Source organism: Amycolatopsis sp. WAC 04182, from assembly GCF_003947465.1.
Classification (GTDB): Bacteria; Actinomycetota; Actinomycetes; order Mycobacteriales; family Pseudonocardiaceae; genus Amycolatopsis.
Genome location: NZ_QHJJ01000001.1, coordinates 318413 through 341262, shown reverse-complemented (window position 1 = coordinate 341262; position 22850 = coordinate 318413). Strand labels below are relative to the sequence as shown.

23 protein-coding genes are annotated in these 22850 nt (G+C 68.8%); 17 read left to right on the top strand and 6 right to left on the bottom strand.

The features are described from left to right. Positions 1-265: 265 nt before the first annotated feature. Complete coding sequence (locus tag DMH01_RS01590) at positions 266-1261, bottom strand: LLM class flavin-dependent oxidoreductase (RefSeq protein ID WP_199745331.1); 996 nt, start codon at positions 1259-1261, stop codon at positions 266-268. A gap of 185 nt (positions 1262-1446) precedes the next feature. On the opposite strand from DMH01_RS01590, the gene DMH01_RS01585 reads away from it, so the two are divergent. Beyond that, on the top strand, positions 1447-5241 hold the full coding sequence (locus DMH01_RS01585) for a hypothetical protein (RefSeq protein ID WP_199745379.1): 3795 nt from the start codon (positions 1447-1449) through the stop codon (positions 5239-5241). Between the two features lie 329 nt (positions 5242-5570). Here the strand turns inward: DMH01_RS01585 and DMH01_RS01580 are convergent, their stop codons facing one another. Beyond that, complete coding sequence (locus DMH01_RS01580) at positions 5571-7685, bottom strand: ATP-binding domain-containing protein (RefSeq protein WP_125673337.1); 2115 nt, start codon at positions 7683-7685, stop codon at positions 5571-5573. Positions 7686-7789: 104 nt separating this feature from the next. Here DMH01_RS01580 and rsmD point away from each other — a divergent pair, with 104 nt between their 5' ends. From rsmD to DMH01_RS01510, 14 genes are all read left to right on the top strand, one after another. Beyond that, complete coding sequence (gene rsmD, locus DMH01_RS01575; RefSeq protein WP_255431983.1) at positions 7790-8362, top strand: 16S rRNA (guanine(966)-N(2))-methyltransferase RsmD; 573 nt, start codon at positions 7790-7792, stop codon at positions 8360-8362. A 50-nt stretch (positions 8363-8412) separates the two neighbouring features. Further along, on the top strand, positions 8413-8895 hold the full coding sequence (gene coaD, locus DMH01_RS01570; protein ID WP_016336395.1) for a pantetheine-phosphate adenylyltransferase: 483 nt from the start codon (positions 8413-8415) through the stop codon (positions 8893-8895). A 99-nt stretch (positions 8896-8994) separates the two neighbouring features. After that, complete coding sequence (locus tag DMH01_RS01565) at positions 8995-9687, top strand: ribonuclease domain-containing protein (protein ID WP_125673335.1); 693 nt, start codon at positions 8995-8997, stop codon at positions 9685-9687. A 67-nt stretch (positions 9688-9754) separates the two neighbouring features. Next, entirely contained in the window at positions 9755-10270 is a 516-nt protein-coding gene (locus DMH01_RS01560) for an RNA polymerase sigma factor (protein ID WP_125673334.1), read from the top strand. Continuing rightward, positions 10270-11055: a hypothetical protein gene (locus DMH01_RS01555; RefSeq protein WP_125673333.1), complete on the top strand. Its 786-nt coding sequence runs from the start codon at positions 10270-10272 to the stop codon at positions 11053-11055. The genes DMH01_RS01560 and DMH01_RS01555 overlap by 1 nt, the downstream gene beginning before the upstream one ends. Positions 11056-11181: 126 nt before the next feature. Beyond that, entirely contained in the window at positions 11182-11907 is a 726-nt protein-coding gene (locus tag DMH01_RS01550) for a DivIVA domain-containing protein (RefSeq protein WP_034323487.1), read from the top strand. Between the two features lie 293 nt (positions 11908-12200). Beyond that, positions 12201-12818: a DUF177 domain-containing protein gene (locus tag DMH01_RS01545; RefSeq protein WP_125673332.1), complete on the top strand. Its 618-nt coding sequence runs from the start codon at positions 12201-12203 to the stop codon at positions 12816-12818. A 72-nt stretch (positions 12819-12890) separates the two neighbouring features. Further along, the gene (gene rpmF / locus DMH01_RS01540) at positions 12891-13073 is read left to right on the top strand and encodes a 50S ribosomal protein L32 (protein ID WP_005160412.1); all 183 of its coding nucleotides are present in this window, start codon (positions 12891-12893) and stop codon (positions 13071-13073) included. A 15-nt stretch (positions 13074-13088) separates the two neighbouring features. Further along, positions 13089-13835: a ribonuclease III gene (gene rnc, locus DMH01_RS01535; protein WP_199745330.1), complete on the top strand. Its 747-nt coding sequence runs from the start codon at positions 13089-13091 to the stop codon at positions 13833-13835. A 111-nt stretch (positions 13836-13946) separates the two neighbouring features. Next, the gene (locus tag DMH01_RS01530; protein ID WP_125673331.1) at positions 13947-15302 is read left to right on the top strand and encodes a polysaccharide lyase 6 family protein; all 1356 of its coding nucleotides are present in this window, start codon (positions 13947-13949) and stop codon (positions 15300-15302) included. Positions 15303-15448: 146 nt separating this feature from the next. After that, the gene (gene mutM, locus DMH01_RS01525) at positions 15449-16309 is read left to right on the top strand and encodes a bifunctional DNA-formamidopyrimidine glycosylase/DNA-(apurinic or apyrimidinic site) lyase (RefSeq protein ID WP_125673330.1); all 861 of its coding nucleotides are present in this window, start codon (positions 15449-15451) and stop codon (positions 16307-16309) included. Between the two features lie 67 nt (positions 16310-16376). After that, on the top strand, positions 16377-16817 hold the full coding sequence (locus DMH01_RS01520; RefSeq protein WP_034323476.1) for a helix-turn-helix domain-containing protein: 441 nt from the start codon (positions 16377-16379) through the stop codon (positions 16815-16817). Further along, positions 16818-17381 carry a hypothetical protein gene (locus DMH01_RS01515; RefSeq protein WP_125673329.1) on the top strand — a complete coding sequence of 188 codons (564 nt, stop codon included), beginning with the start codon at positions 16818-16820 and terminating at the stop codon, positions 17379-17381. After that, positions 17378-18562 (top strand): MAB_1171c family putative transporter, encoded by a 1185-nt coding sequence (locus DMH01_RS01510; protein WP_125673328.1) that lies wholly within the window; start codon positions 17378-17380, stop codon positions 18560-18562. Before DMH01_RS01515 ends, DMH01_RS01510 begins: the two co-directional genes overlap by 4 nt. Here the strand turns inward: DMH01_RS01510 and DMH01_RS01505 are convergent. The 4 genes from DMH01_RS01505 to DMH01_RS01490 are packed head-to-tail and all read right to left on the bottom strand — an operon-like array spanning position 18559 to position 20884. Further along, on the bottom strand, positions 18559-18909 hold the full coding sequence (locus DMH01_RS01505; RefSeq protein WP_125673327.1) for a DoxX family protein: 351 nt from the start codon (positions 18907-18909) through the stop codon (positions 18559-18561). The two genes, DMH01_RS01510 and DMH01_RS01505, sit on opposite strands and share 4 nt — an antisense overlap. Positions 18910-18936: 27 nt before the next feature. Then, on the bottom strand, positions 18937-19626 hold the full coding sequence (locus DMH01_RS01500) for an ABC transporter permease (protein ID WP_125673326.1): 690 nt from the start codon (positions 19624-19626) through the stop codon (positions 18937-18939). Beyond that, positions 19623-20510: an ABC transporter ATP-binding protein gene (locus tag DMH01_RS01495; RefSeq protein WP_125673325.1), complete on the bottom strand. Its 888-nt coding sequence runs from the start codon at positions 20508-20510 to the stop codon at positions 19623-19625. The genes DMH01_RS01500 and DMH01_RS01495 overlap by 4 nt, the downstream gene beginning before the upstream one ends. Then, on the bottom strand, positions 20507-20884 hold the full coding sequence (locus DMH01_RS01490; protein ID WP_125673324.1) for a GntR family transcriptional regulator: 378 nt from the start codon (positions 20882-20884) through the stop codon (positions 20507-20509). Before DMH01_RS01490 ends, DMH01_RS01495 begins: the two co-directional genes overlap by 4 nt. A 164-nt stretch (positions 20885-21048) precedes the next feature. On the opposite strand from DMH01_RS01490, the gene DMH01_RS01485 reads away from it, so the two are divergent. Next, complete coding sequence (locus DMH01_RS01485) at positions 21049-21372, top strand: PadR family transcriptional regulator (protein ID WP_034323457.1); 324 nt, start codon at positions 21049-21051, stop codon at positions 21370-21372. Next, positions 21369-22616 carry a DUF1700 domain-containing protein gene (locus DMH01_RS01480; RefSeq protein WP_125673323.1) on the top strand — a complete coding sequence of 416 codons (1248 nt, stop codon included), beginning with the start codon at positions 21369-21371 and terminating at the stop codon, positions 22614-22616. Before DMH01_RS01485 ends, DMH01_RS01480 begins: the two co-directional genes overlap by 4 nt. Positions 22617-22850 lie beyond the last annotated feature (234 nt).

Sequence of the window (22850 nt, the reverse complement as noted above, 5' to 3'; positions counted from 1 at the left end):
GCTAATCACGCGCCTGCCTGGTGACAAGAACTTCGGTGTGATCAAGACGTCACGTCCTGGTAACCGGAGAATTCTTGTCCTTTCCTGACAAAGGCGGGCGGGGATCTTGTCCGTTCTTTCGTGCTCGGCGGCGCGTTGGTCCATTCGTGGCGCGGCGCGCGGGTGTCGATCGCTCCTCGAGGTTGGCGGCGGCCGAAAGCGCGTGAAGGCCCCCTTCCCTCGGCTCAGCCGAGTGAAGGGGGCCTTCACGCGAGACGGGAGAGCCTCAGCGCGCCAGTTCGGAGACCAGTTCGTACGACCGCACCCGGTCCGCCTGGTCGTGCACCATGGTCGTGATCATCAGCTCGTTCGCGCCGGTGTCGGCCAGCAAGGTCTCCAGTCCCTTGTGGACCGTCTCGGGCGAGCCGATGATGCTGCTCGCGGCCCGGTCCTCGATGAACACGCGCTCGATGTCGGTGTACGGGTAGGCCGCGGCCTCCTCCGGCGTCGGCAGCGGGATGGGGCGGCCCTTGCGCAGGCTCAGGAACGTCAGGCCGCTGGGCGCGGCGAGGTACTGGGCGCGCTCGTCGGTCTCGGCGGCCACCACGGAGACGCCGAGCATCACGTACGGCTCGTCGAGGACGTCCGACGGTTTGAACGAGTCGCGGTAGAGCGCCACGGCGGGAAGCGTGTTCTCGGCGCTGAAGTGGTGCGCGAACGAGAACGGCAGGCCCAGTTCGCCCGCCATCCGCGCGCTGAAGCCGCTCGAGCCGAGCAGCCAGACCGGCGGCTTGTTGCCTTCGGCGGTCACGGCGTTGACGGCGCGCTGGTCGGAGTGCTCGAAGTAGGCCAGCAGTTCCGCGAACTGCTGCGGGAAGTTCTCCGCGGTGAGCCCGCCGGGGCCGCGCAGCGCCAGCGCGGTCCGCTGGTCGGTGCCCGGGGCCCGCCCGATGCCGAGGTCGATCCGGCCGGGGTGGAACGCCTCCAGGGTGCCGAACTGCTCGGCCACCGCCAGCGGGGCGTGGTTCGGCAGCATGACCCCGCCGGAGCCGACCCGGATGCGTTCGGTGGCGGCCGCGACCTGGCCGATCATCACGGCGGTCGCGGAACTCGCGATACCGGGCATGTTGTGGTGCTCGGCGAGCCAGTACCGGTGGTAGCCGAGGGCTTCGGTCCGGCGCGCGAGGTCGAGGGTGTTGCGCAGTGAATCCGTGACACCGCCTCCCGCCACGACGGGCGAGAGGTCGAGCACGGACAGCGGGATGTCAGGCAAGGAGGTCACGCACCGGTACAACGTCGTGGGCCCCCGATCCCTTCCCGTGCCTGTCAATCGATCGAAATTAACCGACTCGATGTACCCGGTACTCGACGGAGTTCCCCCGTTTCCACGGTACGGTTGCCCCCTAATGCGAGCGTGGGAAAACCACTGAAAAGAAAGGATTAAGGGTGCCGCGTCCGGAACGACCGCTGGACCCCGGGGACGATCCGTTGCTCGGGTTCGCCGCAGATCTCCGGCGGCTGCGGGAGAAGGCCGGAAATCCGACGTACCGGGAGCTGGGCAGGCGCGCCCACTACTCCGCGGGCACCCTCTCCGAAGCCGCCGGCGGGAAGAAGATGCCCAGCTTGGCGGTCACGTTGGCCTACGTCCGGGCGTGCGACGGCCCCGAGGAGGAGTGGGAGGCGCGATGGCACGACGTGACCGAGCGGACGCGCGCCGGAGTCGATGATTCACCGGTTGCCCCGCCGAATGGGGAATCGGTCCCTTATATCGGCCTGACCGCATTCGGGCCGGATGACGCGAGCCGATTCTTCGGTCGCGAACGACTTGTCGGAAAACTCGTCACGAGGCTTTCGGGCCAACGATTCTTGGCCGTTCTCGGGGCTTCGGGTTCCGGTAAGTCGTCCTTGCTCCGGGCGGGTCTCCTTCCCGCCGTCGCCGAGACCTCCGTCACGCTCCTGATGACCCCTGGATCGCGGCCCCTGCAGGAGTGCGCCGTCCAGTTCGGCGCCGCCCTCGGGCTCGCGCCCGGCGGGCTGCTCGAGGAGTTCACCGCGCATCCGCGCAACCTCGGCCTCGCCGCCCGTCAGCTGGTCGCCGACCGCGGCGGCGACGTCGTGCTGGTCGTCGACCAGTTCGAGGAGGCCTTCACGCTCTGCCAGGACACCGACGAACGGACGGCCTTCCTGTCGGCGCTGGTCACCGCGACGACCGAGCCGGAGAGCCGGACCAGGGTCGTCCTCGGCATCCGCACCGACTTCTACACCCACTGCGCGCGGCATCCCGAACTGGTCGAGGCCATGCAGGACGCGCAGATCCTCGTCGGCCCGATGAGCACCGAGGAACTGCGGCAGGCCATCTCGCGGCCGGCGATCGACGCCGGGTACCGCGTCGAGAACGCGCTGGTCTCGCGGCTCGTCGCCGATGCGACCGGGCAGCCCGGCGTGCTGCCGCTGCTCTCGCACGCCCTGCTGGAGACCTGGCGCCGCCGTCACGGCAACACCCTCACCCTCACTGGCTACGAGTCCACCGGCGGGATCGAACGGTCGGTGGCGCAGACCTCCGAACACACCTTCACCGCGCTGACCGAACACCAGCAGCGGCTGGCGAACCAGATCTTCCTGCGGATGACCGCGCTCGGCGAAGGCACCGAGGACACCAAACGCCGCATCACCCGCGACGAGGTGGACGCCGACGACCCGGACGTCGCCGTCGTGCTGGACAGGCTGGCGTCTTCGCGGCTGGTCACGCTCGACGACAACGGCATCGAGATCGCGCACGAAGCGCTGATCCGGGGTTGGCCGCGCCTGCGTGAATGGCTCGCCGAGGACCGTGAAGGCCTGCGCGTGCACCGCCAGCTCACCGAGGCGACCGACGCGTGGGAATCCGTCGGCCGCGACGACGGCTGGCTCTACCGCGGCGCGCGGCTGGCCATCGCCAGGGAGTGGGCGGGGGAGCACGACACCGCGCTTTCCCAGCGTGAACGCCGATTCCTCGACGCGAGCGTGGCGATCGAGAACCACGAGCAGTCCGTCGCCCGGCGCCGCACCCGGCGGCTGCGTCAGCTGGTCGCGCTCCTGGCCGTCCTGCTGGTGCTGGCGACGGCCGCGATGGCGTACGCCGTCCGCGCCGAGCAGACCGCCACCAGCCAGCGCAACAGCGCGCTCGCGCAGAAGGTCGCCGGGCAGGCCATCGAGATGCGGACGACGAATCCGGCGCTGGCCGCGCAGCTCGCGCTGGCGGCGTACCGCGTCGATCCGAGTGTGGACACCCGCGGCAGCGTGCTCGGGATGTTCGAGTCGCCGTACTCGACCCGGGTCCGCGGGCACGGCCACCGCGTCAACGCGACCGCCCTGCGCGGCGACGGCCGGGTGATGGTCACCGGCAGCTGGGACCACACCGCCAAGCTGTGGGACATCGGCGACGCCCATCGGCCGAAGGAACTGGCCACGTTGTCCGGGCACACCGAGAACGTCAACTCGGTGTCTTTCAGTGCCGACGGCGCCACGGTCGCGACGGCGGGCTGGGACAAGACCGCGCGGCTCTGGAACGTCGCCGATCCGGCGAAACCCGGGCCGGGCGTGCTGGTCGGGGAGCATCCGAGCCGGGTCAACGCGGTGGCGTTCAGCCCGAAGGCGGCGGTGCTCGCCACCGCGGACGGCGACGGCACGGTGCGCCTTTTCGACGTCCGCGACCCCGCGAAACCGGTCCTGGCGGCCACTCTCACCGGGCACACCGGCAACGTCAACGGTCTCGCCTACGCCCCCGACGGGCGGACCCTCGTCTCGACCGGCGCCGACAAGACCGCACGCCTGTGGGACGTCGCCGATCCGCTCAAGGCCAAGCCCCTCGGCGTGGTGAACGGGCACACCGCCGGTGTCCACTCCGCGACGTTCAGCCCGGACGGCCGGACGCTCGCCACCGCGAGCATCGACCAGACCGGGCGGCTGTGGAACGTCGCCGACCCGATGGCCCCGTCGCCGCTGGGGACGACGGCCGCGCACAAGACCATCGTGCGGTCCGTGGCGTTCAGCCCGGACGGGACGACGCTGGCCACCACCGGTTTCGACCGCGCCGCCCGGCTGTGGGACGTGACCGATCCGGCGAAACCGCGCGAGAAGCCCGCGCTCGTCGGGCATACCGCGGCCGTGGTCTGGGCGGTGTTCTCCCCGGACGGCCGCACACTCGTGACCGCGAGCGACGACCAGACGGTGCGGATGTGGGATCTGCCGGGGCCCGCGATCAGCGGTCCCGCGAGGTCGGCCTGCCGGGCGGTGTTCAGCTCCGACGGGAAGCTGCTGGCCACCGGCAGCCAGGACGGCGTGGTGCGCCTGGTCGACGTCTCCGACACCCGGAACCCACGTGAAGTGGGCAAGGTCGCGGGCTTCGGCCAGGGCGTCTGCGGTCTCGCGTTCAGTCCCGACGGGCGGACGCTCGCCGCCGGCTCCTGGGACCACACCATGCGGCTGATCGACGTCACCGATCCGCGCAAACCGGTCGACGCGGGCGTCTTCTACCGCCCGGAGGACGAAATCGACCCCGTCGCGTTCAGTCCGGACGGCCGCACGCTCGCGACCGCGGGCAGCGGGCACACGGTGAAGCTGTGGGACGTCGCCGACATCCGGCGGCCCGTCGAACTCGCGACCCTCACCGGGCACGAGGACGACGTCCATTCGCTCGCGTTCGGCCCGGACGGCCGCACCCTGCTCAGCGGCGGCTGGGACCACACCGCCCGGCTGTGGGACGTCTCGATGGCGAAAGCGCCGAAGCCGCTGTCGGTGCTGAAGGGGCATTCCGACACGGTGTTCTCGGTCGCCTACAGCCCGGACGGCAAACTCGCGGCCACCGGCAGCGCGGACCGCACCGGCCGGCTCTGGGACGTGACGGATCCGGCGGTCCCGCGGGAGGCGGCGCTGCTGGCCGGGCACACCGACAACGTCATCTCGGTCGCCTTCAGCGGGAACGGGAAGACTCTCGCGACCGGCAGCTACGACCGGTCCGTGCGACTATGGGATGTCTCCGATCCGGGATCCGTCCGTGAATCGGCGAACCTGACCGACGACGTCGACCGGGTCAACGCCGTGGCGTTCGCCCCCGATGGCCACACTCTCGCGGGCTCGGTCGCGGACGGCAGCGTGCGGTTGTGGGAGACCAGCCCCGAACGGGCCGCCGAACGCATCTGCGCGACGGTGTACCCGCGGATCACGGCGGAAGAGTGGGAACAACACCTGCCGGGGCTCGATTACCGGCCTCCGTGCCCGTGACCACGGCCGATTCGTTGTTCGGCGTTGTTGTTCGGTGGGTTCGCCGTGACACCGAACAACGAAGAGGCGCTAGAAATACCCCTGGACGTGCGATGCGTCCCCACATCGTTCACTCACCGGGGGTCTGAAGGGCTCCTTCAGGGCATTCACCAGTGTCCTGAAGGAGCCCTTCAGCTTTTGTGACGCACGCGAGTTACGCGCCCAAGCACGCGAGTCGCGCCTTCAATCACGCGTGTCGTCCCTCTGATCACGCGTGTCGTCCATCGAGGCACGCCGAACTCGCGTGATCAGAGGCCGAACTCGCGTGATTGAGCGCGTAACTCGCGTGATCAGGCGGCCGGGATCCAGTCCGGGTTGGAGGCCAGGACGGTCAGCTGCTGGGTCGCGCGGGTCAGCGCGACGTACAGCACCCGGCGCCCGGTGGTCGACTCCGTGATGAGGTCGTTGGGCTCCACCAGGACGACGGCGTCGTACTCCAGGCCCTTGGAGTCGAGGCTGCCGACGACCTTGAGCCGCTCGTCCGACAGCCCGTCGAGCCAGCCTTCGACCTCCGGCACCCGGTCCATGGCGGTGATCACGCCGACGGTGCCTTCGACGACACCCAGCATCTCCTTCACCGCGGCCTGCGTCGCCGCCTCCAGCCCGGCGGCCTCGACGGGCCGGACCTCCGGCGTGACGCCGGTCTGCCGCACCGCGCGCGGAAGCTCGTCGGCCTCCGCGTGCCCGGCGACGACCTTCGCGGCCAGATCGAAGATCTCCGCCGAGTTCCGGTAGTTGGTGCGCAGGGTGAACCGGCGCCGCGTCGTCTTGAGCCCGAAGGCCTGGTCCCGCGCCATCGCGGCCTCGGCCGGATCCGGCCACGAACTCTGCACCGGGTCGCCGACCACGGTCCAGCTCGCGTACTTGCCGCGCCGCCCGACCATCCGCCACTGCATCGGCGAGAGGTCCTGCGACTCGTCGACGACCACGTGCGAGTACTCGTCGTAGTGCTCGGGCCGGGTCGGGGTGCCGCCGCGCTCCGGGTTGACCTCGACGCTCTGGCGGGTCCGCCTGCTCTTCGGCGGCGGGCCGATCAGGACGCGCAGCTCGTCGAGGAGCGCGATGTCCGCGATGGTCCAGCCACGCGAGCGATCGGCGAAATCGGCCGCGAGCATGCTGATCTCGCCGCGGTTGAGCAGGCCCTTCGCCGCGGACGCGAGCCGCTTCTCGCTGCCGAGCCAGCGCAGGATCTGCGCCGGGTACAGGATCGGCCACCAGACCACCAGGAACCGGTGGAACTCGATGCGCTCACCGAGTTCGGTGATCAGCTCGGCCTTGTCGATCTGACGTCCGTCGTCCTTCGCGTGCTGCTCGGCCTTCGCGGCGAGCGCGTCGAGCAGCAGTTCGGCGGCGCGGATCCGCGACCGGTTCGGCGGCCCGCCCGCGGTGTGCACCTTGCGGCGCACCTTGTCGAGCTCGCGCGCGTTGAGCCGCAGCACCTCGCCGCGGTAGACGATCTTCATGTCCTCTGGCGCGTCTTCCGGGGTGTCCCGCAGCGCGCGCAGCAGGATCTTGCGCATCCGCAGCGATCCCTTGATCGCCGCCAGCGGCGCCGGGTCCTGACGGGTCGCTTCGAGACCGTCGAGGACCTCGCCGAGCGCGCGCAGTTCGACGTTCGTCTCACCCATCGACGGCAGCACCCGCGAGATGTAGCTGGTGAACACCCCGGACGGGCCGATCACCAGCACGCCCGCGCCGCCGAGCTGGCGGCGGTAGCGGTAGAGCAGGTACGCCGCGCGGTGCAGCGCGACCGCGGTCTTGCCGGTGCCGGGGCCGCCGGTGATCTCCGTGACCCCTCGCCACGGCGCGCGGATGACCTCGTCCTGCTCTTTCTGGATGGTGGCGACGATGTCGCGCATCTTCTCGCCGCGCGACCGCCCGAGCGCGGCCATCAGCGCACCTTCGCCGACGATCTGCATGCCGTCGGGGACCGCGTCGGCGATCAGGACGTCGTCGTCGACGTCGAGCACGTTCTGGCCGGAGCACCGGATCACCCGGCGCCGGACGACGTCCATCGGCTCCTCGGCCGTCGCCTGGTAGAACGCCGCGGCCGCGGGCGCGCGCCAGTCGGTGACGAGGTTGTCGAACTCGGCGTCGCGGATGCCGAGACGGCCCACGTAGATGTGGTCGTTGTCGAGGTGGTCGAGCCTGCCGAAGACCAGCCCCTCGTACTCCGCGTCGAGGGTCTGGAGGGTCTGATTGGCGTGGTACACCATCATGTCCCGTTCGAACAGCATCGACGCCTGCTCGAAGATGGCTTCCCGCCCGGCGCCATGGCCGATCTCATAGCCCTTGGTACGCATGGCCTCAGCCTGGGCTCGCAATTCGGCGAGCCGGGTGTAGACGGTGTCCACATGGGCTTGCTCGATGGCGATCTCGGCCCGTCTGACCCGAGGTTCGGACACGCAACGCTCCTAAACGCTTCTATCGCCTCCGAGGGCGAAGGACGACTCTACGCGAGCTGGGCGGCGGCTTCACCAAGTCCCGGCCAACGTCACGGTGGAAGGTGTTGAGGCACGATGCACCCATGACCAGGATCGTGGCGGGGACCGCGGGCGGCAGGCGGCTGAAGGTCCCGCCGAAGGGCACGAGGCCCACGTCGGAACGCGTGCGCGAGGCGCTGTTCAACGCGCTGGAGGTCGCCGGCGAGCTGCAGGGGGCCCAGGTCCTCGACCTTTACGCCGGTTCGGGCGCGCTCGGGCTGGAGGCGTTGTCCCGCGGCGCGTCCGGCGCGCTGTTCGTCGAACACGACAGGCGCGCGGTCGAAGTGCTCAAGGGGAACGTCGCCGCACTGGGGCTCGGCGGCACGGTCCGGGCCGGGACCGTCGAGTCCGTCGTGGCCGCTCCGGCGCCGGAAACGTTCGACATCGTCCTCGCCGATCCGCCCTACGCTGTGGATTCCACCCGCCTGGGTGAGGTCATGGCCGCGCTCGCGGCCGGCCGGTGGGTCACGGACGGCGCGCTGGTGGTGATCGAGCGGGCCGCGCGGGACGGCGAGCCGGACTGGCCGCCGGGCTTCGAGCCGATGCGGACGAAGCGCTACGGCGACACCGCGCTCTACTGGGCCGAATATCAGGTGTGACGCACCACTGATAGCGCGCAGGAGGTTCCCCGGCTTGGTAGCGTCCGCGCATGCGGCGTGCGGTCTGTCCCGGGTCCTACGATCCGGCCACCAATGGACATCTCGACATCATCGAGCGGGCGGCCAAGCTGTTCGACGAGGTCGTCGTCGCGGTGGGGGTGAACAAGAGCAAGAAGGGCCTGTTCACCACCGAGGAGCGGATGGACATGCTCCGCGAGATCACCGCGAAGCTGCCGAACGTCCGCGTCGACTCGTGGCAAGGACTCCTGGTCGATTACTGCCGCGAGAACGACATCATCGCGGTCGCGAAGGGGCTGCGGTCGGTCAGCGACTTCGACTACGAGCTCCAGATGGCGCAGATGAACCGCGAGCTCACCGGACTCGAAACGCTGCTGATGGCCAACAACCCGGCGTACGGGTTCGTGTCGAGCTCGCTGGTCAAAGAGGTCACCGCGCTCGGTGGCGACATCGAGCACCTGGTGCCCCCGATAGTGTTCAAACGTCTCTCGGAGAAGTACTCCGAACGAGGTTGACCCGAACGGCCGAAGCCGTTGGTCGGGCCCTGGTGGGCGGCGATGAAGAGTTCATCTCGACGCCTTCTGGTGAATACACGATCGGGTTACGGTCCGAAAATGACCAACAAACGATCGCGGATCGCCGCCGCGCTGCTCGTTCTGCTTGTCACCTTCTTCGGCGGGCTGAGTGCCGCGCAGGCCACGGCCGCCCCCGTCTCGATCCAGCAGAACCCGTGCGGGGATCTCACCGGGTTCAAGCACGTGTCGCTGTCGTCGCTGCCCGCCGAGGCGACGACGACCTACAACCTCATCCAGAAGGGTGGCCCGTTCCCGTACCCGGACAAGGACGGCACGGTCTTCTCGAACCGCGAGAACATCCTTCCGAAGTGCGCGTCGGGTTACTACCGCGAGTACACGGTCCCGACGCCAGGCTCGCCCGATCGGGGTGCTCGCCGCATCGTCACCGGTAACGCCGGCGAGCACTTCTACACCGCCGACCACTACAAGACCTTCTCCGTGATCGACGCCGACGGCACCCCGGCACCGTCGTGCGGCGACACCTCGAAGCTCGCGAAGGTCGGCTACTCGACTCTGTCTTCCGCAGCGAAGTCCGTGGTGGACAAGGCTCGCGGCGGCGCGACCGGCACGGTCTACGAGAACCGCGAAGGGGTGCTGCCGTCGTGCGCCGCCGGTTACTACCAGCTGTTCCCGGTGGGCACGAGCGACCGCGTGATCTCCGGCAAGGGCGGCGAGATCGTCTACACGCCGGACCGCTACACGACCTTCAAGCTGGTGAACCTCGCCGGCTGATCCGTCCGTGCAACATTTCGTGCCTCCTCGTCCGTGAGATACACCGGAACACGGACGAGGAGGCACGATGCGGTCTGGGGACGATGCGAGCTTCAGGGAATTCGCCAGGGACAAGGCGCTACCGCTCCGGCGGACGGCGTATCTGCTCTGCGGCGACTGGCATCTCGCGGAGGATCTGGTCCAAAGCGCTCTCATGAAGCTCTACCGGGTCTGGCCGAAGGTCCGCCGGAAAGGGCCCGTCGACAACTACACGAGGCAGATCCTGATGCGCTGCTGGCTCGACGAGCGGCGACGACCATGGCGGAGCAGAGAGAACCGCGACGGCGTCGTCCCCGAAGAGCCCGTGGCCCCGGCCGATGCCGGCATCTCGGATTCGCTGCTTCGCGCCCTCGCCGAAGTTCCCCCGAAACAGCGCGCCGCCGTCGTGCTGCGCTACTGCGCCGATCTCCCGGTCGCGGAGGTCGCCGTCGCGCTGCGCTGTTCGGAAGGGACGGTCAGGAGCCAGGCCGCGCGAGGGCTCGACGTCCTCCGCGCGGCCCTGCAGAGACAGCACGACGAGGCTGTCTCCGGGAGGAGCGCGTGATGGACGAACTCGAGAACAGGCTGCGCGGGATCACACTGGCCGAGCCCCCGCTCGGCTTCGACCCGGACGAGGTCGCCGAGGCGGCGGCGAAGAAGGCACGGAACCGGCGGGCGATGGGGCTGACCGCGGTGGCCACGCTGGCGGTGATCGCGGCCGCGGTGGTGTTCGTGGCGCCGGGAGACGATCCCTTGGTCACCCCCGCCGTGCCGACATCTTCGGCGCTCCCGCCCCAGATACGGCCGGACGAGAACACGCCGCGAATGGACCTGACGCCGCAGAAGGCCCGCAACCTCGAACATCTGAAGAAGGCGGTCACGGCTCTCCTGCCCGGCGCGACCGACCTCACGTTCGGCCCGTTCCAGCAGAGCTACCCGGACGACTGGGACCTGATGACCGCGAGCGTGCGTTACCGGGACGCTTCGAAGAAGGAGCGAGGGTTCAACGTGACGCTCACCGGCGTGGTCTCCACCAAAAAGGGCTATTCCGACCAGACGGCCTGCCCCGAGGCCAAGGTCACGTTGCCGAATGGGAAACCCCTGCGGTGCGAGGTGCTGCCGCAGCCGGGAGGGGCGCGGGTCGTGATCAACGAGAAGGGTGATCCCGGACCGGATCTGAAGGGAACGACCGTCGAATCGGTCGTCGGCCGCGACGCGACCGGGTTCCGGACCGACGGCACCGCGGTCACCGTGACGGACCTCGGCACGCTGAACGCGCTAGGCAGCCCTTCGCTGACCGACCGGCAATTGCTGACGCTCGTCCTCGATCCGGAGCTGACGCTGCGGTGATCATGGCGCGCGGTACCGGCGGGGACACGCCCGGTACCGCGCGCTTTCACCCCTTACGGCGGTGATGAGGGCAAACTGATCTCAGGGAATGTGGGGATCGCTGTAGCAGTAGGTAGGGAGTGGGCCGTGTACCGGGTTTTCGAGGCGCTCGACGAGCTCGTCACCATCGTGGAGGAAGCCCGCGGCGTGCCGATGACCTCCAGTTGTGTCGTCCCGCGGGGGGACACCCTGGAACTGCTCGACGACATCCGCGACGCGCTGCCGGGCGAGGTGGACGACGCCCAGGACGTCCTGGACAAGCGTGATCAGCTGATCCAGACCGCCCGCACCGAAGCGGCGGAGACGATCACCACGGCGAACACCGAGGCCGACCGCACGGTCGCCGACGCGCAGGCCGAGGCCGAGCGCATCCTCGCCGACGCCCGCGCCCGCGCCGAGCAGATGATGAGCGACGCGCACGCCGAGGCCGAGCGCATGGTCGCCGCCGGGCAGGCCGAGTTCCAGAACCTCACCGACCGCTCCCGCGCCGAGTCGGAGCGGATGATCCAGGCCGGCCGCGACGCCTACGAGCGCGCCATCGAGGACGGCCGCGCCGAACAGGCCCGGCTCGTCGCCCAGACCGAGGTCGTCCAGGCCGCGCACGGCGAGGCGGCCCGCATCGTCGACGAGGCGCACGTCGAGGCCGACAAGCAGCGCGGCGACTGCGACGCCTACGTCGACGGGAAGCTGGCCGAGTTCTCCGAACTGCTGGCGACCACGCTGCGCACGGTCGACTCCGGGCGCAACCACCTGCGGTCCCCGGTCAACCTGCCGGGCAACAGCCGGACGTCGCTGTACGACTACCAGTCCTGATCGCCCGAGTACATGAAGGCCCCCTTCCTTGCGCCTAACGCAAGGAAGGGGGCCTTCATGTACTCGGGCGGCTGCTTCCGGGAGCGCGGAGAGCAAGGGACCTTTGCTATCACTCCGCAGGTCAGCCCCTGATTTCGCAAGGGGGCTCCGGATGTTCCCAATGTCGCATTCGGGACGCTGAGTGTCCCCAACGCGACATTGGGAACCCTGCGATGCCTTGAAGGGTCCCTCAAGGAGGCCTTCACCGACCGCGCCCGAAAGTCAGTGGCGGCGCCTGCGTACCCTGGTGACCGATGTCTGAGAACAAGTCGCCGCAGGCCAGGCCTGCGCAACTGGACGACCGGAGCCCGTGGGTGCTCGACACCCGCGAGCTCGGCCGTCACGCCGGCCTGAGCAAGGCCGTCCAACGCTCGATCCCCATCGAGACCGCGCTCGGTGTGCCCGACGTCATCACCATCGACGCCGGTTCCACCCTCGAACTCGACCTGATGCTCGAGTCCGTCGTCGAGGGCGTGCTCGTCAGCGGCACGGCGTCCGCCGTCGCGACGGGGCACTGCTCGCGGTGCCTCGACCCGATCACCGAGGACGTCGAGGTCGACCTGACCGAGCTCTTCGCCTACCCCGGTTCCGCGACCGAGGAGACCACCGACGAGGACGAGATCCCTCGCCTGGTGGACGACCGGATCGACCTCGAGCCGACGGTCCGCGACGCGGTGGTGCTGGCGCTGCCGCTGGCCCCGCTGTGCGCCGAGGACTGCCGCGGGCTGTGCATCGAATGCGGTGTCAAGTGGGCCGATCTCGAGCCCGGTCACGGGCATGAGAAGATAGACCCTCGGTGGGCCGCGCTGGTCGATCGTTTCGATGACGAAACGGGCGATGACCAGGCCGATGGCCCCGGAAAGCAAGCCTGACGAGCACCAGCTCGTTCCGGAGAAGCAAGTTCGCTCGCGACCGCGGGCAGACCGTCTGAAGGAGATCTACTCGTGGCCGTCCCGAAGCGGAAGATGTCGCGATCCAACACCCGCGCGCGCCGCAGCCAGTGGAAGGCGGCTCCGGTTCAGCTGGTGCCCTGCTCCAACCGCGCCTGCAAGCAGCCGAAGCTCCAGCACATCGCGTGCCCGGCCTGCGGCCAGCACAACGGTCGCCAGGTCGTCGAGCCCGCCTGATCGGCAGCCGACGACATGGGGGGCAAATCTGCCGGTGGACCACCCGCGGACCCCGCACCACTGCTCGAAGCTCTCGGGATCACGATCGAGCCCGAGCTGCTGACGCTGTCGCTGACCCACCGTTCTTATGCCTATGAGAACGGTGGGTTGCCGCCGAACGAGCGTTTGGAGTTCCTCGGGGACGCGGTGCTGGGCCTGGTCGTCACCGACCACCTCTACAACACCCATCCCGAACTCGCCGAGGGACAGCTCGCGAAGCTCCGGGCCAGCGTGGTCAACATGCACGCGCTGGCCAGGGTCGCGCGCGGTCTCGGTGAGGGCGGGCTGGGCAAGCATCTGTTGCTGGGCAAGGGCGAAGAGCTCACCGGCGGCCGGGACAAGGCGAGCATCCTCGCCGACGGGCTCGAAGCCGTCATCGGCGCCGCGTACCAGCAGCACGGCATCGACATCGCGCGCAAGCTCGTGCACCACCTGTTCGACGACCTGCTCGCCGAGGCACCGCTGCGTGGTGCCGGCCTGGACTGGAAGACCAGCCTCCAGGAGCTGACGGCGTCGGCCGGGCTCGGCGTGCCCGAGTACAAGGTCGAGGACACCGGGCCCGATCACCGCAAGGAGTTCAGCGCCACCGTCCTCGTCGGCGGGCGTGAGCTCGGCTACGGCTCGGGAACGACCAAGAAGGAAGCCGAGCAGAAGGCCGCCGAGACGGCCTGGCGACAGCTTTCGGCCGAGCTCGACGTCGAACAGCCGCCGAAGACGACCTGAGTCCTCCTCAGCGGGACGGTTCGTTGACGCACGAGCCGGTGAATCAGTAACGTCATCGCAGTCCGCCGCCACTGACGCGACCGTTCAGGTCGCCTGTCGAGAGGTCGGCGGATGCGTCATTTCTGCCTTGTCACAGCCACGGCTTTGGCGCTGGTGACCGGTCCTGCCACTGCGTCGGGTGCTCAGGTCGTCCGGGTGACGTCGCTGGGCGCGTTGCAGTCCGCGATCGACAAAGCCGCTCCCGGCGACGAGATCCGGCTGGCCGACGGCAGCTATTCGGCGGGTTCGGCCATCGCGATCAAACGGTCGGGGACGGCGAGCGCGCCGATCACGATCACCGCGGAACACGTCGGCAAGGCCGAGATCAAGGGATCGACGGGGTTCTCGTTCTCCTCCGGGGCCTCGCATGTCGTGCTGCGCGGGTTCAAGCTCCGGCACGGTGGTTCGCTGAGCGTGCCGGTGGGCAGCACGCACAACCGGCTGACCCGGCTCGACGTCCAGCTCTCCGGCGGTGGCAACTGGGTCACCCTCAACGGCGACGACACCGAGTTCGACCACAACGTGCTGCAGAACCGCACCACCCAAGGTGTCTTCCTGCAGGTGCTCGGCCCGGAGAAGGACATGGCGAAGCGGGTGCATGTGCACCACAACTACTTCTCCAACCACGGGTTCACCGGTTCGAACGGTGGCGAGTCGATCCGGTTCGGGCTGAGCCACCACCAGAAGTACAAGGCGGACGGGATCGTCGAGGACAACCTGTTCGAGAAGGCCGACGGGGATTCCGAGGCGATCTCCGTGAAGTCGTCGGACAACGTCATCCGGTACAACACGATCCGCGACAGCCGCGGTTTCCTCGTGCTGCGGCACGGCGATCGCAGCGTGGTGGAGGGGAACATCCTGCTGGGCCGGTCCGGGATCCGCTTCCACGGCAACGACCACAAGATCGTCAACAACTACGTGCACACCACGGCGAACCGCGGGATCGTCTTCGGCTCGGGCAACGAGGCGGACAGCGGACCGGACAGCAAACTCCACGACCGGCCCGACCGCGTCGTGGTCGCCTACAACACGGTCGTCGGGACCACGGACGTCGTCCACGGCGACGGCGGTGACTTCAAACCCAAGGACTGCGTGCTCGCGAACAACGTCTTGCAGGGGACGGGAAAGCTCGTGAGCATGCCGGGCGGTTCGGTCGTGAAGTACGAGGGGAACATCGCCTGGGGCGGGCCCGCGGGGATGCCGTCCGGGTACCGGGCGGTCGACCCGAAGCTGGTGCGGGACGGGTTGTACCGGCTGTCGTCCGGGAGCCCCGCGGTCGACGCCGGGGTCGGTTCCTACCCGTACGCGGGGACGGATTTCGATCTGCAGAAGCGATCCGGGAAGTACGACGTCGGGGCCGACGAGCTGCTGCCGGGCGGGGCACGGAAAGCCCTGACGAAGGCGGACGTCGGGCCGCTCGCCCCCTGATCCCGGTGGTGGGCTGAAAGCGTCCTTCACCGCATCCGACGCGGTGAAGGACGCTTTCGTCGCATGGCATGCGGGGAAAGTCCCCTTCAGCCACCACGGCAGAACCGTCCTCAGCACTCACGAGGGCCGGTGGGAGAATCGACGGTATGCCCGAACTCCCCGAGGTCGAGGTGGTCCGTGCCGGGCTCGAGGCGCATGTCTCGGGCCGGACGATCGCCGAGGTCGAAGTTCTCCACGCCCGCGCGATCCGCCGTCACGAACTCGGCGCCGAGGACTTCAGCGGACGGCTTTCCGGTGTGAAGATCGCCGCCGCCCGCCGACGCGGAAAGTATCTGTGGCTGGAGCTCTCCGACGGCCAGGCCATGCTCGCGCATCTCGGTATGAGCGGCCAGATGCTCGTCCAGCCCGACGACGCGCCCGACGAGAAGCACCTTCGCGTGCGGTTCCGCTTCGCCGACAACGGGCCGGAGTTGCGCTTCGTCGACCAGCGGACCTTCGGAGGGCTGGCGCTCGCGGAACTCACGGAGGTCGACGGGACGGCGTTGCCGGGCACGATCGCGCATATCGCCCGCGACCCGATGGATCCGCGGTTCGACCTCGACCAGGCCGTCCGCGCGCTGCGGTCGAGGCGGACGGAGCTCAAACGCGCCCTGCTCGACCAGACCCTCGTCTCCGGGATCGGCAACATCTACGCCGACGAAGCGCTCTGGCGCTCCAAGCTCCACTGGGCCCGCCCGACCGACCGGCTCACCACGGCCCACGGCCGCACCGTGCTCACCGCCGCCAGTGACGTGATGGCCGAGGCACTGGTCGCCGGCGGGACGTCGTTCGACGCGCTTTACGTCAACATCAACGGCGAGTCCGGCTACTTCGACCGGTCGCTCGACGCCTACGGCCAGGAAGGACTGCCCTGCGGCCGGTGCGGGACGGCCATCCGGCGCGACCCCTTCATGAACCGTTCGTCGTTCTCCTGCCCTCGGTGCCAGCCGAAGCCGCGCGCGAGGTGAAAACTGTCGTGTACGCCGTGGGCGCCGCGTCAACTAGCATGAACGCGCACGACATGTAGGGAGTGGGATGGTGGCCGCGACCGAGCCCGGTAAGACGACGCTCGCCGAGAAGATCGACAAGCTGTTCCAGATCGTGCTGAGACCCGATCGCGAGCCGTACAGCCACGAGGAGGTCGCCAAGGCCTGCCGCGAGGCGACCGGCGAAAGCTTCTCGACGACGTACCTGTGGCAGTTGCGCACGGGGCGCCGGGACAATCCGACGAAACGCCACCTCGAGGCGCTCGCGCAGTTCTTCGGCGTCTCGCCCGCGTACTTCTTCGACGACGAGCAGAGCGCCAAGATCGCCGAGGAACTAGCGCTCCTCGGCGCCCTTCGCGACGCGGGTGTCCGCGATGTCGCGCTGCGGGCCGTAACGCTTTCCCCCGACGGACTCGACACCATCAGCGACATGATCGACGCGATCGCCCGCAGGGAATCCGGACGGGGCGGCCCGAAGAAGGAGTCGTGAGTGGACCGTCGTCGTAAGGAGTTGTGGCGCCGCTGCCGGAGTCTCGCCGACGGCGTCACCCTTCCCGAACCCTTCGACGCCGGGTCCTTCGTCGCGGAACTGGCGGCCGAACGCGGCCGTCCCATCGAATTGATGCAGGTCAGCGTCCCGTCCAGCGGCCCGTGCGGGCTGCTGATGAGCACCGAGCGCGCGGACTACATCCTCTACCCGACCAACACCACGGCCCTGCACCGGCGGCATATCCTGCTGCACGAGGTCGGCCACCTGTTGTGCGGCCACGTCGGTTCGGACGCGGGGGCCGACGGGATCGTGCTCGACGCCGCCGCCGGCAAGACCCTCATGCCGAACCTGTCGCCCGAACTCGTCCGCCGTGTCCTCGGCCGCACGGGTTACAGCGCCGTCGAGGAGCAGGAGGCCGAACTGCTCGCCAGTCTCCTCGCGCAACGTGTCGCGCGGACGACGGTGCGCGGCGCCGCGCGTCCCGACGAGAACGGGAGCGATCTCGCCGGAGGGATGGCCAGGGTCGACGACCTCTTCGGCAGCCGGAAACGGCGCCTGCCGTGACCGAGACCATCGCGTATTTCTGCTGCGTGGTGGCTTTCGCGGGCTTCGGCTACAAGCTGATCCAAGCCCGCCACACCCAGCCGTCGCGGCGGATGTGGTTCCTCAGCGGCTTCGGGATGTGCATCGCGGGCGGCATCATGCTGCTCACCCCGGCCATGGAGAACGCCGTCGGCGTCGAAGAACCCGTCGGCAGCCTCCTGAACCTGGCGGCCGACCTGCTCAAGATCGGCGCGATGGCCTTCGCGGTCGCGTTCGCGCGTTCGCTGAAACTGGGGGAGGGCAAGCGGATCGGGTGGCACGCGCGGCTGTCGTGGGCCGTCGTGGCCGCCGAGATCGTGCTCTTCGTCCTCTCCGGCAGTCACCGCGTCGGCGAGCACACGGCCGCCGGGCCGGGCGGGCTCGGCTGGTTCGTCGCGTACAACGTTCTTTTCCTCGTCTACGGTCTGATCAGCCTGCTGACCTTCTCGATCGTTTTCGCCCGCTTCGCGCGTCATGCCGATCCCGGTCCGCTTCGCGTCGGGTTGTGGCTGCTCGTCGGTGGCGGGGTTTCCGCGCTGGGCTGGACTTTCTGGGACGTCGACGACATCTACATCCTCGCCACGACCGGTGCGGTCGACGCCGGTGAGGAAACCTTTTCGGCGATCCTGGCGGCGCTGAGCGTCGGCCTCGCCGGGGCGGGCGCGACGCTCAGCGTGTGGGGCCCAGCGCTGGCCACTCCCTTCCGGTTGATCGGCGCGTACCGGACGTACCGCCGGATCGAACCGCTGTGGACCGCGCTACGCGAAGCCGTCCCGGGAATCGCGCTGGACCCGGGCCCAGGTATGCCGGGCGGCGTCGAATTCGCCTTGTACCGCAGGGTCATCGAGATCCGGGACGGCCATCTCGCGCTGCGGCCCTACTTCGATCCGGACGTCCCGCAGGTCGCGGAAGCCGAAGCACGCAAGGCGAAGATCCCCGAAGCACGGATCGCCGCGACGATCGAGGCCGCGGCCTTGGCCGCCGCGCTCGTCGCCTCCGAGGCGGGCCGCCGGTACGCCCCCGACGACGTTCCGGCGACCTACCTCGACGAGCCGGACATCGCCACCGAAGCGGCGTGGCTGGCAGAGGTCACGCGAGCGTGGCGACGGTCCACTGTGGTCGGACGCGTTCGCGAGCGGGCGCGGGAAACGCTCGCGGCCTAGGCGACGATCGCGGTGACGGCGGCCGCCGCCGAGACCAGCGCGAGCCAGACCGGCGGGACGACGTCCTTGATCCCGTCGCCCGCCCGCGCGTGGGAGATCGCCGCCCCGATCAGCAACGCCACCAGGCCGATCGCCGCCGCGACCCCGAGCGGTCGCCAGAAGAACCCGGCCACCAGGCCCGCCGCCCCCGCGAGTTCGAGCGCGCCGATCCCCTGGATCCCCCGGACCGAGAAGCCGAGCCTCTCGGTCCGGGAGACCAACGCCGGCTGACGCAGGATCTTCGCCACCCCCAGCACGGTGAAGATCGCGGCCAGCAGCACCGACAGCACCACATGAGTCACAGCCATAGCGGAACTCCTTGGTGTGGAAGGGTTTCAGACCGTGACGCGGCGCATCGTGGCGAATCCGCCCGCCCCCGCGACGCAGACCAGCAGGGCGATCACCCCGGTCACTCCGCCGACGGTCAGCGTGCTGAAGAACGTGCCGAGTTTCGGCCAGGAATCGGTCCAGCTGAGCAGCAGCACCCCGCCCACCAGTAGCAAAACCTGCACGGCGGTGAACAGGGTCACGCCCAGCACCGCGGCGCGCCGGTAGATCAGGCCGTACCACATGCCGTAGACGAACATCAGCGTCAGCAACACGAAGGACGTGAGCAGCGTCAGGTACCAGGGACCGTCGAGCAACCAGGGCACCCGGAAGTAGTTGAGACCGATCCCCCAGCCGCCGGTGGCGTCCTCGATCGCTTGGAGCACGACGATCCCCACCGCGTACAGCGCCGACAGCCCGGCGACCAGCAGGATCGTGCCCAGGTAGTACGACCGCCGCGACACGCCCAGCGCCAGCCCGAACGGCAGCGACTTCGTCATGCTCAAGGCACCGCAGACGAACATGAACACGTACAGCGTGAACAGGCCGCCCGAGTAGTTCTCCTCGGGCGTCTCGGGGATCACCGCGAAGATGGTCAGATTCACCAGGAACGCGAAGAGCGTGACGCCGATCGGGAGGATGACGTACTGGAGCCGGTCCACCAGGTGGTAGCGCGCGACGTTGACCAGGGTGTTCATGCGGACGCCTCCTCTGCGGTCTGTCCGTTGGAGGTGTGCACCATCAGTTGCTGCAAGGAAAGCGGCTCGAGTTTCAGGTGCAGGGCCTTCGCCTTCGCCTTCGAAGCGGCGTCGAGCGCGTCGGCGACGGTGACCGAAGCCCGCGAACCGATCTTGCGGCGATGCAGCACCCGGCGGCCGGCGACGAAGTCGTCCACCGCGAGGGCGGGACCCGAGACCGTGACGGCCGAGCCGCGCAGTTCGTCGGCCGCCGCGTCGAGGACGACGCGGCCCTTGTCGATCATCACCACGTGCTCCAGCAGATCGGCCACTTCGTCGATCAGGTGCGTTGAGAGCAGGATCGTGCGCGGATGGGCCGAGTAGTCGTCGAGCAGCCGGTCGTAGAACAGCTGGCGCGCGACGGCGTCGAGGCCCGCGTACGGCTCGTCGAGCAGGGTGAGTTCCGCCCGCGCCGCGAGCCCGATCGTGATGGACAGCGCCGAGCGCATCCCTCGCGACAGCTTCTTGATCGGGCGCTTCGTCGGCAGGTCGAAATCACGGAGCAGCGTGTCGGCGAGTTCCGCGTCCCAGTTCGGATAGAACCACGACGCGGCCGAAAGGGCGTGCCGCACCTTGAAATCCGGGAACTGCTGGTCTTCGCGGACGAGTACGAGGCGCTGGAGCACGCGCTCGTTCTCGACCGGGCTCTCGCCGAACACGCGGACCGAACCCGCGCTGGCGAATTCCTGCGCGGTGACGATGCGCAGGAAGGTGCTCTTGCCCGCGCCGTTGCGGCCGAGCAGGCCGGTGATCTTGCCTTCTTCGATGTCGACCGAGACATCGCCGAGCGCGAGATGGTCGCCGTAGCGCCGGGTCAGGCCGGTGGTCGAAATGGTCGGCGTCATGCGGCGGGTCCTCCGTTCCGGTGTCCGTTCCCGCGGATGAGCGAGATCAGGGTTTCGTCGTCGATGCCGAGGCGTCGCGCTTCGCTGAGCATCGGGTCGAGGTACTGCTCGGCGAACCGTTGCCGCCGGTCGGTGAGCAGCTTCTGCCGCGCGCCGCCGGCGACGAACATGCCGATCCCGCGCCGCTTTTCGAGCAGCCCGTCATCGGCGAGCACGTTGATCCCCTTGGCCGCCGTCGCCGGATTGATCCGGTAGAAGGCGGCGAGTTCGTTGGTTGACGGCACGCGTTCCCCCTCGGCCAGGCTTCCCTCGGCGATGTCGTCGGCGATCTGTTCGGCGATCTGCACGAACAGGGGTGTTCCTTCGTCGAGCACGACACCTCCGTTCCCAGTCTTCGTGCACCCGTGCCGGGTGCGGTGGTTCATTACTGGACTAAGTAACCCATGAACCACCCGATGGACGCAAGTCGTCTCCGCCGTGCGCACTACTGTGCAATGCGTGGTACCTTCTGTTGCGTAAGACTGGGAGGGACCCGACTGTGGAGATCAGTCAGCTACTCAAAGGCGTGCTGGACCTCGCCGTTCTCGCGGTGCTTCGCGGGGAGGACGGCTACGGCTACGACGTGCTCCGAAGACTTCGTATCGCGGGGTTGCAGGAGGTGGGCGACGCTTCGGTGTACGGGACGCTTCGGCGCCTGTACAAGGCGGGCCTGCTGACGTCCTATGTGGTGCCGAGCGAGGAAGGCCCGCACCGCAAGTACTACAGCCTCAACGAGCCGGGTCGCCAGCGGCTCGAAGAGTCGGGGCAGACCTGGCGGACTTTCGCCACGACGATGAACAGCCTGTTGGGAGAGGCAGCATGAGCACGCAGAATCCGACCGCCGTGCGGGTGTATCTGGCGAGGGTCAGGAGCGCGCTCGCCGACCTGCCCGAGAGCGAAGTCGAGGAAATCCTCGAAGACGTCCGGCCTCATCTGGCCGAGATGGAGGCGGAACTGGGGGACAACCCCAAGGTCGACGCCCTGATCGAGCGGCTGGGCAGCCCCGAAAGCTACGCCGCCGAACTGCGGGCGTCCGGCGGCTACCCGCCGCGTCCGGCCGAGGCGGGCGACAAGACCACCGTGCTGAAGGTGAAGACCGGGATCGGCGGAGCGCGGTTCGCGTTCTGGGGCCTGGTGTTCTCGGTCGGGGGCTTCGCGCTGTTCGGCTTCGCCGCCGCGGTGTGGGTCCGGGTGGAACCGTTGCTGGGCCTGCTTTTCGTCGCACCCGTGCTCGCGATCAGCGTCGCCTACGTGGTCCGGAAAGGTGTCGCCCCGATCGCGGAACTGCCCGAGGTCGTCAAGCTCCGCGACATCGCGACCTCGTTCCAGAAGGACCGGAACAGCAAGGGGCTGAACTACTTCCGCACGCTCAAGCCGGCCTGGTGGGTGCTGTGCGCGGCGGTGCTGGTGATCTTCGGCCTGCTGCTCGTGCTCCGCGACACCGAAGCCGTGCTGCTCCTGCCGCTGATGCTGCTGGCGGCCGTGGCGGTCGTCTGGGCGGGCCCGAAGCTGAAGGCCGACCGGCGGCTGCTGTGGCTGGCCGTGCCGGTCTCGGCGTTCGTCGTCGGCAGCATGCTGGGCGGTGCGGGCGCGGCGGTCGACCTGATCGCGAAGCGGTCATACAGCAACGGTTCCTACAACAGCGGCTACACGCCGAACTACAACGACAACTACGGCAACCCGCAGCTGATGTACGGCAGCCAGGAAGTGGAGAACATCTACGCGTTCGACGCCGAGGGCAAGCCGTTGACCGAGATCTACCTCTACGACGAGGACGGCCGTCCGCTCAGCACGACCAGGTACGCCTGTGAGCGCAGTACGGGCGAGAAGCGGAAGGCCGGCGACGACAACCGCTACCCACGCCCGCGGGTCGAGCGAGGAGTCCGGGACAGCGAAGGAAACCTCGACGGCTACAACGGTTCGCACGGCTACTGTCTGGAAAGGACGGACGTGCCCTTCAGTGCGGCGATCCCGAAGGGTGCTCCGGTGCCGCCGACTTCGCAGGCCGCCCCGCCGTCGTCCACCTCGGTGGCGCCGCCGTCGAACTCGCCCCAGCCGACGCGCTAGGCCCGGCCTTCGTTGGCGTTTCGTCCTCTGGATGCGGTAGTTCGCGTTACCAACCACCGCATTCAGAGGACGAAATGCGGATGCGAGACGCACCGAGGGGGACATAACCTCCGGGGCAACGCGTTGACGGAGACGAGTAGCCGAAGGACCACGCGAGACCAGAGAGCCGCCGGCGGCTGGGAAGGCGGCCTCGCGCCCTTCGGTGAAGACCCTCCCGAGTGCGGGGAGGAACGG